General features: G+C 65.8%; 9 protein-coding genes and 1 tRNA gene. 9 read left to right on the forward strand and 1 reads right to left on the reverse strand.

Translation table 11 applies throughout. From position 1 onward, the window contains the following. The first annotated feature begins 40 nt into the window (after positions 1-40). The 4 genes from HNR76_RS02985 to ispH all read left to right on the forward strand — a co-directional run bounded on the left by HNR76_RS02985 (position 41) and on the right by ispH (position 5384). Positions 41-1003 (forward strand): bifunctional riboflavin kinase/FAD synthetase, encoded by a 963-nt coding sequence (locus HNR76_RS02985; RefSeq protein ID WP_162311410.1) that lies wholly within the window; start codon positions 41-43, stop codon positions 1001-1003. Next, the gene (gene ileS, locus HNR76_RS02990; RefSeq protein ID WP_162311411.1) at positions 1000-3846 is read left to right on the forward strand and encodes an isoleucine--tRNA ligase; all 2847 of its coding nucleotides are present in this window, start codon (positions 1000-1002) and stop codon (positions 3844-3846) included. Before HNR76_RS02985 ends, ileS begins: the two co-directional genes overlap by 4 nt. A gap of 1 nt (position 3847) precedes the next feature. Further along, entirely contained in the window at positions 3848-4351 is a 504-nt protein-coding gene (gene lspA, locus HNR76_RS02995) for a signal peptidase II (protein ID WP_162311412.1), read from the forward strand. Positions 4352-4418: 67 nt separating this feature from the next. Further along, the gene (ispH, locus tag HNR76_RS03000) at positions 4419-5384 is read left to right on the forward strand and encodes a 4-hydroxy-3-methylbut-2-enyl diphosphate reductase (protein WP_162311413.1); all 966 of its coding nucleotides are present in this window, start codon (positions 4419-4421) and stop codon (positions 5382-5384) included. A 40-nt stretch (positions 5385-5424) separates the two neighbouring features. On the opposite strand, the gene HNR76_RS03005 is transcribed toward ispH, so the two are convergent. Next, positions 5425-7752 (reverse strand): DUF3772 domain-containing protein, encoded by a 2328-nt coding sequence (locus HNR76_RS03005; protein ID WP_162311414.1) that lies wholly within the window; start codon positions 7750-7752, stop codon positions 5425-5427. A gap of 515 nt (positions 7753-8267) precedes the next feature. On the opposite strand from HNR76_RS03005, the gene HNR76_RS03010 reads away from it, so the two are divergent. The 5 genes from HNR76_RS03010 to HNR76_RS03030 all read left to right on the forward strand — a co-directional run bounded on the left by HNR76_RS03010 (position 8268) and on the right by HNR76_RS03030 (position 14273). Then, positions 8268-8343: transfer RNA gene (locus HNR76_RS03010), tRNA-Thr, on the forward strand. A gap of 222 nt (positions 8344-8565) precedes the next feature. Beyond that, a complete protein-coding gene (locus HNR76_RS03015) occupies positions 8566-9192 on the forward strand; it encodes an N-6 DNA methylase (protein ID WP_249065681.1) in 627 nt (208 codons plus the stop codon). Continuing rightward, positions 9189-10805, forward strand: a complete 1617-nt coding sequence (locus HNR76_RS03020) for an Eco57I restriction-modification methylase domain-containing protein (RefSeq protein WP_162311416.1) — start codon at positions 9189-9191, stop codon at positions 10803-10805. The genes HNR76_RS03015 and HNR76_RS03020 overlap by 4 nt, the downstream gene beginning before the upstream one ends. Continuing rightward, positions 10798-13338 carry a DEAD/DEAH box helicase family protein gene (locus tag HNR76_RS03025; protein WP_162311417.1) on the forward strand — a complete coding sequence of 847 codons (2541 nt, stop codon included), beginning with the start codon at positions 10798-10800 and terminating at the stop codon, positions 13336-13338. Before HNR76_RS03020 ends, HNR76_RS03025 begins: the two co-directional genes overlap by 8 nt. After that, positions 13335-14273 carry a hypothetical protein gene (locus HNR76_RS03030; RefSeq protein ID WP_162311418.1) on the forward strand — a complete coding sequence of 313 codons (939 nt, stop codon included), beginning with the start codon at positions 13335-13337 and terminating at the stop codon, positions 14271-14273. Before HNR76_RS03025 ends, HNR76_RS03030 begins: the two co-directional genes overlap by 4 nt. The last annotated feature ends 98 nt before the right edge of the window (positions 14274-14371 follow it).

Consider the following 14371-nt stretch of genomic DNA (forward strand, 5'->3'; position numbering starts at 1 on the left):
GTGGCGCCGCGGGGCGCCGCAACCGGTCATAAGCGAGTAGATGAGCAGGCTGTTCCGTGACGTCGATGGCGGGTCGCTGTGCCCGCGCGGCAGCGTGGTCTGCATCGGCGCCTTCGACGGCCTCCACCTGGGCCACCGGGCGCTGCTGCGGCACGCGGTCGCGCGCGCGCAGGCGCTGGGCCTGCCCGCGGTGGCGCTGAGCTTCGAGCCGCTGCCGCGCGAATTCTTCGCCAGGGCCGCGCCGCCGCCGCGCCTGACCCTGCCGCGCGACCGGATAGAGGGCCTGCTGGCCCTGGGCATCGACAAGCTCGGCCTGCTGCGCTTCAACGCCGCATTGGCGGCGATGCCGGCGGAGGAGTTCGTCCGCCGCGTGCTCGCCGGGCGCCTGGGGGCGCGCGAGATATGGATCGGGCCGGAGTTCCGCTTCGGGTACCGCCGCGGCGGCGACCTGGCGCTGTTGCGGGCGATGGGCGCGGAACTGGGTTTTGGCGCCGACCAGATCGTGCCGGTGCAGGCGCACGGCGAGCGCGTCTCCAGCACCCGCATCCGCGAGGCGCTGGTGGAGGGCGACTTCGCCCGCGCCGCCGCGTTGCTGGGGCGTCCGTACGCCATCGGCGGGCGCGTGGTGCGCGGCCGCCAGCTCGGCCGTACCCTGGGTTTCCCCACCGCCAACCTGCGCTTCCCGAAGACGCCGGCACTGTCGGGCATCTATGCGACCTGGGTGCACGGCGCCCGCGGCACGGACCGCGGCCAGCCGTGGCCGGCGGTGTCCAGCTTCGGCACCCGGCCCACGGTGGACGGCGTGGAGCCGCTGCTGGAGGCGCACCTGTTCGACTTTTCCGGCGACCTGTACGGGCGCCACCTGGAAGTGGAATTCGTCGCCAAGCTGCGCGACGAGGAAAAATTCCCCGACCTGCCGGCGCTGACTGCGCAGATGCACCGCGACGCGGCCCAGGCGCGCCGCATCCTTTCCGAATCCGACCGACTGCGAGCCACGGCGTGAGCCAGGACTACAAAGCCACCCTCCACCTGCCGGCCACGGACTTCCCGATGCGCGGCGACCTCCCCAGGCGCGAGCCGGACACCCTGGCGCGCTGGGAAGCCGACGGCCTGTACGCGCAGTTGCGCACGCACGCCCGGGGGCGGCCGCTGTTCGTGCTGCACGACGGCCCGCCGTACGCCAACGGCGCGATCCACCTGGGCCATGCGGTCAACAAGATCCTCAAGGACATCATCGTCAAGTCCAAGTACCTGGCCGGCTTCGATGCGCCGTACATCCCGGGCTGGGACTGCCATGGCCTGCCGATCGAGATCGCGATCGAGAAAAAGTACGGCAAGGTCGGGGTCAAGCTCGACGCCACCGAGTTCCGGCAGAAGTGCCGCGAGTACGCGCAGTCGCAGATCGAGATCCAGCGCAAGGACTTCAAGCGCCTGGGCGTGATCGGCGACTGGGACAACCCGTACAAGACCCTGAACTTCCGCTACGAGGCCGACGAGATCCGCGCGCTGGCCAAGATCGTCGACAACGGCCACCTGACCCGCGGCGTGAAGCCGGTGCACTGGTGCTTCGACTGCGGCTCGGCCCTGGCCGAGGCGGAGATCGAGTACCAGGACAAGGTCAGCCCGGCGGTGGACGTGGCCTATGCCGCGCGCGACGCGCAGGCGGTGGGCAAGGCGTTCGGCGCGCAGGTGCCGGCCGATGTCGAGGTCGCGGTGCCGATCTGGACCACCACGCCATGGACGCTGCCCGCCTCGCTGGCGGTGTCGCTGGGCCCGGAGCTGGACTACGCGCTGGTGGAAGGCCCGGCGCACGATGGCCGCCGCCGCTGGCTGGTGCTGGCCGACGCCCTGGCCGAGCGCGCGCTGCAGCGCTACGGCGTGGCCGGGGTGACCGTGCACGGCCGGGCCAAGGGCGCGGCGCTGGAACACCTGCTGTTCGCCCATCCGTTCTACGACGGGCGCGACATCCCGGCGATCCTGGGCGAGCACGTCTCGGCCGAGGACGGCACCGGCGCGGTGCACACCGCGCCCGGCCACGGCCAGGACGACTACGTGGTCGGCAGGAAGTACGGGCTGATCGACAAGTACGACGCGGCCGAGCTCAATCCGGTCGACGGACGCGGCGTGTACCTGCCGTCCACCCCGGCCGCGCACGGGACGGAGCTGGCCGGCCTGCACATCTGGAAGGCCAACGACGCCATCGTCGAGGTGCTGCGCGCCGACGGCACGCTGCTGGCGGCCACCAGGCTGGAGCACAGCTACCCGCATTGCTGGCGGCACAAGACGCCGATCGCCTTCCGCGCCACGCCGCAGTGGTTCATCTCGATGGAGCAGGCCCATCTGCGCGCCGACGCGCTGGCCGCCATCGAGACCGTGAAGTGGTACCCGGAGTGGGGCAAGGCGCGCATCGCCACCATGGTGGAAGGCCGCCCGGACTGGACCATCTCGCGCCAGCGCACCTGGGGCGTGCCGATCGCGCTGTTCGTGCACCGCCAGACCGGCGACCCGCACCCGCGCAGCAGCGAGCTGATGCGCCAGGTCGCCGAGCGGGTGGAGCAGGACGGCGTGGACGTGTGGTACTCGCTGGACGCGGCCGAACTGCTGGGCGCGGAGGCCGCCGACTACGACAAGATCACCGACATCCTCGACGTGTGGTTCGACTCCGGCGTCACCCACGAGGGCGTGCTGCTGGAACGCGGCCTGGGCAAGCCGGCCGACCTGTACCTGGAGGGCTCGGACCAGCACCGCGGCTGGTTCCAGTCCTCGCTGCTGACCGGCATCGCGATCGACAAGGCCGCGCCGTACCGGCAGTGCCTGACCCACGGCTTCACCGTGGACGAGCACGGCCGCAAGATGTCCAAGTCGCTGGGCAACGGCATCGAGCCGCAGGACATCATGAAGACCCTGGGCGCGGACATCCTGCGCCTGTGGATCGCCTCGGCCGACTACAGCAACGAGATGTCGCTGTCGCAGGAGATCCTCAAGCGCAACGCCGACGCCTACCGCCGCATCCGCAACACCGCGCGCTTCCTGCTGGCCAACCTGCACGGCTTCGAGCCGGCGCGCGACCTGCGCCCGCTGGAGGACATGGTCGCCCTGGACCGCTGGATCGTGCACCGCGCCTGGGAAGTGCAGGAGAAGATCAAGGCCGCCTACGCGCGCTACGACTTCGCCGGGATCGTGCAGGCGCTGCTGAACTTCTGCAGCGTGGACCTGGGCTCGCTGTACCTGGACGTGACCAAGGACCGCCTCTACACCATGGGCGAGGACTCGCGCGGCCGGCGCAGCGCACAGAGCGCGATGTACCGCATCGCCGAGGCCTTCGTGCGCTGGATCGCGCCGGTGCTCAGCTTCACCGCCGACGAACTGTGGGGCTACCTGCCCACCCCGGCCGGCGACGGCGGGCGCGAGGCCAACGTGCTGTTCGCCACCTGGTACGAGGGCCTGGCCCCGCTGGCGGACGACGCCGAGCTGGGCGTGGCCGACTTCGAGCGCCTGCTGGCCCTGCGCGAGCAGGTGGCCAAGGTGCTGGAGCCGATGCGCGCCAACGGCCAGATCGGCGCGGCGCTGGAGGCGGAGATCACCCTGACCGCCGGCGCCGACACTGCCGCCCACCTGCAGCCGCTGGCCGAGGAACTGCGCTTCCTGTTCATCAGCGGCGACGTGTCGGTGGTGGCGGCGCAGACCGAGGACATCTTCGTCAGCGCCCAACCCACGGACAAGGCCAAGTGCGTGCGCTGCTGGCACCACCGCGGCGACGTGGGCGTGGACCCGGCGCATCCGCAGTTGTGCGGCCGCTGCGTCTCCAACGTCGAGGGGCCCGGCGAGGAGCGCCGGTGGTTCTGACATGAGTGCCTCGCCCCGGCCCAACGCGATGGTGTGGCTGCTGCTGTCGGCGGCGGTGGTCGGCCTGGACCAGTGGAGCAAGGCCTGGGTGCTGGCCCGCCTGCCCGAGTACGTCGCCGTGCCGGTGATCGAGGGCTTCTGGAACTGGTACCGCACCTACAACACCGGCGCCGCCTTCAGCTTCCTGGCCGACGCCGGCGGCTGGCAGGCCACGTTCTTCACGGTGCTCGCCCTGGCCATCTGCGCGCTGCTGGGCGGGTGGCTGTGGCGCACGCGCCGCGGCGACTGGCGCCAGGCGCTGCCGTACTCGCTGGTGATCGGCGGCGCGCTGGGCAACGTGATCGACCGCCTCGTCCACGGCCACGTGGTGGATTTCATCCAGTGGCACTGGCGCGGACACTACTGGCCGGCGTTCAACCTCGCCGACTCGGCCATTGTCGCCGGCGCCATCGGCATCGCCCTGTTCGGCGTGCTCGATGGCTGGAAGCGCAAGGCCGGTTCATGATGTCCATGCCATGCTGTCCGCCCCGGTACGCGGTGCGTCGCGCCGCCCAGAACGGTTGATTCCCTCCATGGACGTCATCCTCGCCAATCCCCGCGGTTTCTGCGCCGGCGTCGACCGCGCCATCGAGATCGTCAAGCGTGCCATCGAGACCCTGGGCGCGCCGATCTACGTGCGCCACGAGGTGGTGCACAACCGCTTCGTGGTCGACGACCTGAAGAACCGCGGCGCGGTCTTCGTGGAGGAACTGGACGAGGTGCCGGACAACGCCACGGTGATCTTCAGCGCCCACGGCGTGTCCCGCGCGGTGCGCGAGGAGGCCGACCGGCGTGGGCTGAAGGTGTTCGACGCGACCTGCCCGCTGGTGACCAAGGTCCATTTCGAGGTGGCCCGCCACTGCCGCGCCGGGCGCGACGTGGTCCTGATCGGCCATGCGGGACACCCGGAGGTGGAAGGCACGATGGGGCAGTGGAGCCGCGAGAACCGGAGCGGCACCGGGCTTCATGGCCGGATATACCTGGTCGAGGACATCGACGACGTGGCCACGCTGCGGGTCGGCCAGCCGCGCAACCTGGCCTACACCACCCAGACCACGCTGTCGGTGGACGACACCCGCGGGATCATCGAGGCGCTGCAGGCGCGCTTCCCGGCGATCCAGGGTCCGAAGAACGACGACATCTGCTATGCCACCCAGAACCGCCAGGACGCGGTGCGTGAGCTGGCGCACCGCTGCGACCTGGTGCTGGTGGTCGGCTCGCCCAACAGCTCCAACTCCAACCGCCTGGCCGAACTGGCGCGGCGCGAGGGCGTGGAGTCCTACCTGATCGACGGCGCGCATGAGATCGACCCGGCCTGGATCGCGGACAAGCGCCGCATCGGCCTGACCGCCGGTGCCTCGGCGCCGCAGGTGCTGGTGGATGGCGTCATCGCGCGCCTGCGCGAACTGGGCGCCGACGGCATCAGCGAACTGGACGGCGAGCCGGAGAACATGGTCTTCGCCCTGCCCAAGGAACTGCGCCTGCGCCTGGTGGGGTGAGCGGCCGCGCTTCTGCGGTGCCCGGGCCGCCCGGGCCGGCTCACAGCATGCGGATGTTGAGCCGGCGCATCCGCCGCAGGATCTCGAACAGTAGCGCGCTGCGGGTGGAGGCGGCCAACCGCGGAGTGGCGACGAAGCCGGTCGCGCTGAACACCACCCGCCCGTTGTCGATGCCGTCGATCAGGACCGACGGGGCAGGGGCGTCGAGGATCCCGGGGTGCTCGCGGAAGGCTTCCAGCAGCAGCCCGCGCACCATGTCCGCGTCGACGGCCAGCGGCATCGGCAGGACCACCTTCACCAGGCCTTCGGCATTGGAATAGGTGCGGTTGCGCACCGTCTTGGTGATGAACTCGGAGTTGGGCACCAGCACCGTGGTGCGGTCGCCGGTCTGGATCTCGGTGGCGCGCACGTTGATCCGGCGGATGTCGCCCTCGGCGTCGCCCACCACCACCCAGTCGCCCACCTTCACCGGGCGCTCGGCCAGCAGGATCAGGCCGGAGATGAAGTTCTGCACGATCGCCTGCAGGCCGAAGCCGATACCCACCGACAGCGCGCTGGCGATCCAGGCGATGCGCTCCAGGCCCACGCCTATCGCCGCCAGCGCCATCGCCACCGCCAGCACCGTGCCGGCATAGCCGATCAGGGCCACCACCGAGGCGCGCATGCCTTCGTCCATCTTCGTGGTCGGCAGGTAACGGCGCGCCAGCCAGCGCCGGAACAGGTGCAGCACCCCGCTGGCCAGGACGAACACCAGCAGCGCGCGGCCGATGCTGCGCGGGCTGAGCACCAGCTCGCCCACGGTCACCCCGCGGGCCAGCTCCAGCGCGCGGCCGATCAGGTCGCCGCCGCTGGTGCCGTAGGGCGCCACCAGGACGATCAGGGCCAGCAGCGCCACGCCGGTGCGCAGCGCCATCGACAGCACCACCGCGGCCTGGTCGACCCGCTGCGCCTCGATGCCGAAGCGGACGTTGATGCGGCGCCCGGCCGCCCCGCGCGAGGCCAGCAGGGCGCAGACCAGGTCGTCGATGAAGCGCATGGCCAGCCAGGCCGTGGCCACCACCACCACCGTCCACAGCAACTGCATGGCCACGAACGCCGACAGCGCCACGTAGCCCGTCAGCAGCCCCAGCACGCAGACCGATACGCCGACCCAGCCCAAGGCCACGGCCGCGTTCATCCACGGGCGGAAATGGAGGGTGCCGGGATCGGCCGGATCATCGCCCTGGTCGCCGGCCGCCGATTGCAGCGCGTGCCGCTGCAGGCGCTGGATGCCCAGCATCGCCGCCAGCACCACGCCGGTGGTCAGCACCGCGCCCAGGGCGGTGATGGCCACCGTCAACGGCAGGCTGGCATTGGCATGGGCGCCGATCTTCTGGGCCAGGATCGAGACGGCGATGGCCAGCGCCGCCAGCAGGGGATAGGGGCGCAGCGTGCGCGCGCCGACGTCGGAGATGGCGGGCAACCGCCAGGAAGGCCGCGAAACGGCGAGCAGCACCGCGCCCAGGCCGGTGACGAAGGCGGCGAGCACGGACAGGCCGAGCGCCTGCGCGGCCAGCGCATCCACGCGCGGCGCGGCGGACGCCGGCAGCAGCGCACCGCGCAGCAGGGTGGCGACGAGCGCGGTGGCCAGGACCGCCAGCAACAGCCTGGCCACGGCCGGCGCCGAGCGGCGCAGCGGCCCGGCCGGAACGTGTCCGGAAACCCACTTGTGCACCCAGCCCCGGCCCAGCCAGGCGCCCAGGCCGGCCAGCAGGGCCAGCACCGCGGCCAGGCCGGCACGCGCGGGATGGGCGGCCCAGTGCGCGGCCACGGCCTGCCGGGCTTCCCCGCCGAGAACGTGCAGGCGCACGCGGTCGCGCGGTGCACTGGCCCGGAGGTCCTGCCAGAAGCGCGCCCGCCATGGCGGCGTGGTGCGCGCGGACAGCGTGTCGTGGAAGCGCTGCTGGCGCGCGCCGGCGATCCGGTCGAGCAGTTGGCCGCTCTCGATCACGCTCAGCCGCGCCTGGCGCAATTGCGCATCCAGCGCGCTGCGCTGGGACTGCAGTGCAGCGCGCTCGCTCGTCACCTCGGCGGCCTCCGTGCCGCCCGCGGCCGGGCCTTCGCCAAGCTCGGCCAGGCGCGCATCGAGGCTTTCCAGCTCCGCCGCGCGCGTGTCGATGAGGTGCTGGGCGCGCGCCTGGATCTTCAGCGCCGCCTCGCGCCCGCCCGCCAGCGCCGCATCGTCCGCACCCCTGTCGAGTTGCGCGGCGATCATCTCCAGCTCCCGGCGGCCTTGTTCGACCGAGTCGTCCTGGGCCATGGCCGGCCAGGCCGATGCCACGGCGAACAGGAGGGCCAGGATCGGGCGGGGCGGGCGGAATCGACGCATGGGTCGGCGGAAGCGGGAAGGATGGGCTAACTTAGCATCGGCCGCGTGATCGCCCGCAATGCGCCCATCGCCGGGACTGTGGCGGCGCGAAGGTTGGCCTGTCCTGCCCGACCCGTTAGAATCCGCTCCCCGGCCCGTCATCGGCCCGGGATCGGCCGGAATAGCTCAGTTGGTAGAGCGGCGCATTCGTAAGGCGTAGGTCTAGTGCCGAAAGCCCCACGAAATGCTGGACTTCTCGGCTGTTAGCAGTGCGCTAGTAAGGCTATAATAAGGTTTCGCCGGAATAGCTCAGTTGGTAGAGCGCGTCATTCGTAATGCGTAGCTGTTGCTTGGGGCCGCCCTACATTTTCCTTCAAATCAATATCTTATGCTGATTTGCGCGGGACTGGATGCCCAGTAAAACCCGGAAAATGGACAATCCGTTGCCACTCTGTTGCCACCGTAGAGCCGCACGGCTTGTTGAGGCGTATTTGTGCTTGTAGCAGGAAGCAGTGATCGGCGACAATGAAAGACCCGCCGAAGTAGCTCAGTCGGTAGAGCAACTGATTCGTAATCAGTAGGTCGGAGGTTCGATTCCTCTCTTCGGCACCAGCGTCGCAAATGGCCCCGCGAAGTCGGGGCTTTTTTTGTTCCTGGACGCACAGCGCCCTGCCCATGTCATCGCGCCACCCGGCATAATCGAGCGGAGACTTCGTGGGGGCGATGTCCTACGCCGGCGCCGCACGTCCGGCTGCCAGCCAGGGCACCGCTCTCGGGTAATGGACGAATGTCCGCGCCGAGCGCGGACGGAGATGCTGCGCGAACATGAGCCTAGTGAAATCCAAGCAACGCGTCGCCGACCACGGGGAGGTCTTCACTCCGCCGTGGATGGTCGAGGCGATGCTCGATCTGGTGAAGGGGGAAACCGAGCGGATCGACAGTCGGTTCCTGGAGCCGGCGTGCGGGAGCGGGAACTTCCTAGTTCAAATCCTGCGTCGCAAGCTCGCCGCCGTCGAACTCAAGTATGGCAAGTCTGACTTCGAGAAGCGCCACTTCGCACTGCACGGGCTGATGTGTATCTACGGGGTGGAGCTGTTGCCCGACAACATCATCGAATGCCGCGACAATCTGCTCGAAGTCTTCGCGGAATACCTGCGCATTGACGACACGGACGACCTGTACCGAGCGGCCAGCTTCGTGTTGTCGCAGAACCTAGTTCATGGCGATGCCCTGACCATGCTCGACAGCAGCAAGCAGCCGATCACGTTTGCCGAGTGGGGCTACCTCGGCAAGGGCAAGTTCCAGCGGCGAGACTTCCGTTTCGACGTGCTGACGCATTCGTCGGCTTTCAGTCAGGAGGGCAGCCTGTTTGCCCACCTTGGTAAGCATGAAATCTTCACGCCAGCCAGGACGTATCCGGCGGCAACCGTTGGCGAACTTGCGGTGGGGGCCGCCATATGAGCGAACAAGTCGGATTCACCTTGCGCGGGCGCAACCCGGACGTGTTGACTTGCATTGCGAACCTCTCGAACGATGAAGTGTTCACTCCGCCCGAGCTGGCAAACAGGATGCTCGACACCCTTGCGGCAGATTGGGCGGCCAAGAACGATGGGGCAGATATCTGGGCCGACAAGCGCGTCAGGTTCCTTGACCCTTGCGCAAAATCGGGGGTGTTCCTGCGCGAGATCACGAATCGTCTTACTCAAGGACTTGCGCACGAAATCCCCGACCTTTCCGAGCGCGTGGACCATATCCTCACCAAGCAAGTGTTCGGTATAGGTATCACTCACCTAACGAGCTTGCTTGCGCGACGAAGTCTTTACTGCTCTAAGCACGCAAAGGGTGAGCATTCCATCGCAAAGTCATTCCAGAGTGATGACGGCAACATCTGGTTCAAACGCCAGAGGCACACATGGAGTGAAGATAGATGCACATACTGCGGGGCTAGTAAGAAATCGCTTGACCGTGGCGAAGGTGCGGAAACTCATGCCTATGCGTTTATTCACACGGACAACATCAAAGCTCGGATCGCCGAGTTTTTCGGAGGCGACATGCAGTTCGATGTAATCATTGGAAACCCCCCGTACCAGCTCGGCGATGGCGGTGGCGGCGGCGGCGCGTCGGCTACCCCAATCTATAACTTGTTCGTGGATGCGGCGTTGGCACTGGAGCCTCGTTATGCGGTGATGATTACGCCGTCGAGGTGGTTCTCGGGTGGCAAGGGGCTGGACGACTTCCGTGATCGAATGTTGCGTGATCATCGTTTTGTAAAGTTGGTTGATTTTCCGCAGCTATATGACGTGTTTCCTGGCGTAAAAATTCGGGGTGGTATCTCCTACTGGCTGTGGGGAAGAGAACATGACGGCGGGTGTGAAGTCGTCACTATGATCGGCAATGAGGTCGTCGGACAGCCCGTAGTGCGAAAGCTGGATGCCTATGACGTTCTGGTTCGCAGAAACGAGGCTGTGCGGATACTTGATAAGGTGGCGGGATACCGAGTGAAAGGCAAAGCCGAGGCGAGCCTTGGCGGGCAAGTTTCGGCGAGAAAGCCGTTTGGGCTCACGAACCAACGCGGTAAGCCGACAACAACTGGCGTCAAGAACCCTGTTCTTGTTTACGGCAATCAGATCACGTCCTATCTGCCGAGAACCGCGATCACCAACAACGCAGACTGGATTGATAAGTGGAAGGTTTTACTCGTAAAGGCTCATGGTACAAGTGGGCGTGATGACGTCACCATTCTTGGCGAGCCGGTGGTGGCTGCGCCAGGTTCGGCATGCACGGAGACGTATCTCGTTATTGGTGTTTGCAAGTCAGAGGACGAGGCGCGGAACCTTGCCGCATACATGAGGACACGGTTCGTGCGGTTCCTTGTTTCGCTGCGAAAAATAACGCAGAACATCACGCGAGACTCTTACAAATTCGTGCCGGCGTTGCCCATGGATCGTGCATGGACAGATAAGGCCTTGTTCAAGCGTTATGGGATTGATGAGGACCAAATTGCTTTCATCGAGTCCTTGATCACTGAGCGGCCCGCCAATGACGCGGCAGGCGACGAGGCTGACGATGAGTAAGCCAATCGATGAAGTCCTCGCGCCTAAGCCGGCAGCACGACCACGCATTTACGCCTATTCCATCGCTGACTCCGCGCATAAGGGCCAGTTGAAGATCGGTCAGACCACGCGCGACGTGAAGAAGCGTATCGCCGAGCAGCTCAAGACGGCGGCGATCAAGAACTACAAGATCGAACTGGATGAGTTCGCTGAGCGGGATGACGGCAGCACCATCCGCGACTATGAGGTGCGTGCCGCACTTGTCAAGAAAGGCTTCGAGAACACAACGCTGGAGTGGGTTCGCTGCACCGTCAAGGACGTGAAAACCGTCTTGACCGAACTGCGCACAGGCCAGAAGTTCACTGGTACGCACAGCGACACCTTCCCCATGCGTAAAGAGCAGGCTGAAGCCGTTAGGCTGACGCACGACTATTACCGCTCTCGTTGGGCAGAGGACAAGCGTGCGGTTCCGCGCTTCCTGTGGAACGCGAAAATGCGCTTCGGCAAGACCTTCACGTCCTACCAGCTCGCCAAGGCAATGAAAGCCAAGCGCGTGCTGGTGGTGACGTTCAAGCCGGCAGTCGAGGACGCGTGGCAGGCCGACCTCGAGAACCACGTCGATTTCGACGGCTGGCAATACTTGTCCAAGTCGTCTGGGCGCGACCCGAATGACGTTCACGATAAAACACCTGTCGTCTATTTCGGGTCATTCCAGGACTTGCTAGGTCGCGACAAGGCGACTGGCGCAATCAAGCCCCGGAACGAGTGGCTGCATGAAGTGAACTGGGACTTGGTGGTGTTTGACGAGTACCACTTCGGCGCGTGGCGGGATACCGCCAAGGAGCTATTCGAGGGCGAAGAAGAAGCCGAGGCCAAGAAGGAGGCCAAGCTCGAGTATGCGGCCGGCCTCGAGGAGGTGAACGACGACCTTGGCGTGCTGTCGGAGAAGGAAGCCGACTTCCTGCCGATCACCACCAAGGCGTACCTCTATCTCTCCGGCACGCCGTTCAAGGCGCTGGCGACCGGCGAGTTTATCGAGGAGCAGATTTTCAACTGGACGTACACCGACGAGCAACGGGTCAAGGAGGAACACGCCACCTATCATGCGGACAAGTGGAACCCTTACGGGGCGCTGCCGCAGATGCGGCTGCTGACCTACCAGATGCCCGACGAGCTCCTGGCCATTGCCAGCGCGGGCGAGTTCGACGAGTTCGACCTCAACGAGTTCTTCGCTGCTACCGGCACCGGCAAGGCGGCGAAGTTCAAGCACAAGACCGACGTCCAGAAGTGGCTGGACATCATCCGGGGCGCGTACATGCCCAAGGTGGTCGAGCACCTGAAGACCGGTACCAAGCCGCCTTTCCCGTACTCGGATAGCCGACTGCTGCCGTACCTGCAGCATTCGTTCTGGTTCCTGCCCAATGTGGCTGCGTGCCACGCAATGAAGAACCTGCTGGCCGAGAAGCACAACGTCTTCTGGCACGACTACGAGGTGATCGCCGCAGCAGGTGCTGGAGCCGGGATCGGACTTGAAGCGCTGCCGCCCGTGCGCAAGGCCATTGGCAGCGGGTTCGATACGAAATCCATCACTCTGTCCTGCGGCAAGCTGACGACGGGCGTCACCGTGGCGCAGTGGTCGTCGATCCTCATGCTGCGCAACCTGAAGTCTCCGGAAACCTACTTCCAGGCCGCGTTCCGCGTGCAGTCGCCGTGGTCGATCAAGAACCCGAACGGCGACAACCCGAACGAGGAGGAAATCCTCAAGCCGGCGTGCTTCGTCTTCGACTTCGCGCCCACGCGCGCCCTGCGCCAACTATCCGAGTACGGGATCGGGCTGTCGCCGAACGAACCGAACCCGGAAAACGCGGTCAAGGAACTGGTGTCGTTCCTGCCGGTGCTGGCGTATGACGGCGCGAACATGACACAGATCGACGCCGGCGGCATTCTCGACATTGCGATGGCCGGCACGTCTGCAACGCTGCTGGCGCGCAAGTGGGAAAGCGCGCTGCTGGTCAACGTGGACAACGACACCCTGCGGCGAGTCTTGAACGATCCAGATGCCTTGGCAGCCGTCGAGCGGATCGAGGGATGGCGTTCGCTTGGCGACAACGTCATCGAGACGATCATCAACAAGAGCGAAAAGATCAAGGCGCTCAAGAAGAAGGCGCAGGAAGGCAAGCTGACGAAGAAAGAGCAGAAGGAACTCTCAGACGAAGAGCGGGAGTTCAAGAGCAAGCGCAAATTGATCCAGGAGAAGCTGATCAAGTTTGCCACCCGCATTCCGGCGTTCATGTACTTGACCGATTTCCGCGAGAACACGCTGCAGGACGTGATCACCAAGATCGAGCCTGACCTGTTCAAGACGGTCACCGGATTGACGGTGAAAGACTTCCACCTGCTGGTGCGCTTGAAGGTGTTCAACACCGAGCAGATGAACCAGGCGGTGTTCGCATTCCGCCGCTACGAAGACGCCTCGCTGCGCTATACCGGCATCGAGAGCCACAAGGGGCTGACCCACTACGGCCTGTATGACACGGTGGTCGCGAAGGAATGAGTGGCATCCTCCATGCGACCACGGAAGAGATCATCGCCCAGAGGTTCCCTGGTCGCGTCGTCCTGTCGCCAGAGGAAGTGGCAGAGGTTTGGCGCGGTTCGCGCTCGCGGCAGGCCGTCGGTACGATCCGCAAGCGGCTCACGCGTGGGACGCTGGTTCCAGGCCTGAAGAAGAACGGCGGCAGGTGGGAAGTCCCGGTCGCAGGGCTGATCAAGGCGGTCGAGAGATTGACATCAGGCGCGGACGAGGAAGACGAAGAGGACGCAGCGCCAGTTCACCCACAGGCTGCACCGCCAAGCGGTACGCGCCGCCGCGCCATTGGTCCGCGCATGTCTGACACGGTTGGGTTCTGGAGCGAGGTGTTCGCTGCGCTCGACCGCCTCGAGGCAGAACGGATGCGCGCAGAACTAGGCGCGACCGTAATGGGGTGGAAGTGGATCAGAGCCGAGGAGCACGAAAGAATGGTGCGCCAGGTCATGAAGGATCCTCCCGGCAAGACTTACACGGACGACGAGCTTGCCGTCCTTGCGGGCCGGGGACTTCGCACACTGAGAAATTGGCGCAAGGCCGGAACCGGCCCCAAGCACAGCACGAAGAAGGTTACAAAAAGAGTCTCGAAGAAGCGCACGCTGGACGTGAAATACACGGAGATCATCTACACGCAGGCCGACCTTGTGAAGTGGCTGAAATCACGCGACCTCATGGAGAAGAGCGGCTTCATGATGTGGAACACGGATGAAGCGGGGCACGTCGCCAGAACGGGCGACCGGGAGACCGGATCCCTGCTCGATCTGCTGCAATGCGAGCACGCAAGCAGTAGGAGCTTGGCATGGGCGATGGCGCTGTATAGCCATCGGGTTGCCGATGATCTTGACGACGCGGCGTGGAGGTTGGCAGCTATGCCGCTTGAAATCGAGCAGCCACGCGTGTTCTGACCTGGCGGCAACATTCCCAGATCTGTTTATTGCTGGGCCGAAGTCCGCGAGGCTTTGGCAGACTTTTTTCCACCCACCGGCAACATTCCTCAATCTGT

This window comes from Pseudoxanthomonas broegbernensis, from assembly GCF_014202435.1.
Classification (GTDB): Bacteria; Pseudomonadota; Gammaproteobacteria; order Xanthomonadales; family Xanthomonadaceae; genus Pseudoxanthomonas; species Pseudoxanthomonas broegbernensis.